General features: G+C 55.9%; 1 protein-coding gene. It reads right to left on the minus strand.

What is annotated here, in order from left to right:
• Positions 1 to 44: 44 nt before the first annotated feature.
• On the minus strand, positions 45 to 1,160 hold the full coding sequence (locus tag ACXJ5O_RS26425; RefSeq protein WP_457302496.1) for an acyltransferase family protein: 1,116 nt from the start codon (positions 1,158 to 1,160) through the stop codon (positions 45 to 47).
• Positions 1,161 to 1,594: the final 434 nt, after the last annotated feature.

Raw genomic sequence — 1,594 nt, forward strand, 5'->3', positions numbered from 1 at the left:
ATCTGATGGGATGGGATGAACAGGATATCTTCGCGCACAGCTAATTATTCGGCTGAAGCGAGTGCGCCCCTCGGAGCCGGTGCGCGATCGATATGAGCCCATTGCGGCCGCTTGAACAGAAACTCGCCATAGCCGCTCCACTGGATCAGCCAATAGAGAACGACTGGACCGATGACGCCGCAGATGACGGTCAGAAGCGAAATCGTGCCGATATCGCTGACAATGCCGCTCTTCAGCAGAACGGTACGAGACAGCGCCATCGGCAGAAAGAAGGCGAGATAGACGACGATCGAATGCGCTCCAAGCCAGCGCAGCGGTTTCACGATGGCTTCCCACGACTGCGCCATATGGGCAATCAGCGCGGAAACGGACACGATCGCCAGCGCTCCGGCACCTCCGGCTGCGAGTGAGATCAGCGGCACGTTAGCCCATCCGCCAAGCCCGCCCGACGTATAGGCCTCCGCGGGTATCCAGGCGGCGAAAGCCTCGGAGGCAGGCGTGAACACCAGCAAGCCATTGATCAATGCCCATGCGGCGAGGATGACGAGGGCGGTAACAGGCCGCTGCCGCAGCCATTCGGCCAGGCGGAATATCGCTGGCGCAAATGCATAGCCAGCGAAGAAATAAACGAAAYGGGTGCAGAATTCATCGACCACCAGCCAGCCCGTATGGATCGGCAATGTTTCGAGCACGGCAGCGATCAGCAGGACCAGCCAGACATTGACGCCTTTGACGAGGCGCGTGACGACAAAGAAAACCGGCAGGAGATAAATGAACCACAACGTGCCGAATGGCTGGATGAAAGCGAGGAGATAGGCGGACAACGCGCCGCCTGTACCGCTCTCCGCCACGATGCCTGGCGCCTTGAACAGGAACTGGATGGTCAGCCAAAGCACGTAGAAATAGGCGAAGTGTACGATCTTGCGGTCGGCATAGCGCAGCCACGAGCGGTCGATCACAAGGCTGAGAAACAAACCGGAGATCATGAAGAAGTCCGGCATGCGGAAAGGCTGGGCAAAAGCAACGACAGGGTGCATCCAGCCGCGCGCACCGGCTTCGTTCTCAACGCCGAGCACCGAATGCATCATCACGACAAAGATGATGCAGATACCCTTGGCGATGTCGACCCAATCGACGCGCGCTTTTTCACCCGTGCTCATAACTTTTTGTACCCCAAAACCCATGTCCCTTTGATACGCGAAAATTGAGAAGGGAAAGTAAAATTCGGGTGATAACGCGTCGAAATCCAAGAAACAAAAAAGCCGGGCAGAAGCCCGGCGAATTGTGAACGCTAAAGCGTCCAGAGGGGAACACGCAACGAGTGAAAAATGGGAGGAGAACCACTCGTTACGCAAGGATTAAAGTAGAACCACCCGGGCAAGTTTTCAAGGGCCGCAAAATAATATTTTACGCGTGCGATGATTTTAGGTCGTTAACTCATAAATCTGGTCGAAATGGTAGGAGGCCATTTGTTCGGATACAAGGAGCAAAGGCGATGGCAATGTTTATCCATTGTCGAGCCTTTGCGACGATGTTGCCGGGCAAATGGACCCTATCCTCCGGACGCCGAAACGGCTGCAAGCTGCAGTGTCGA

This window comes from Phyllobacterium sp. P5_D12 (assembly GCF_054049495.1).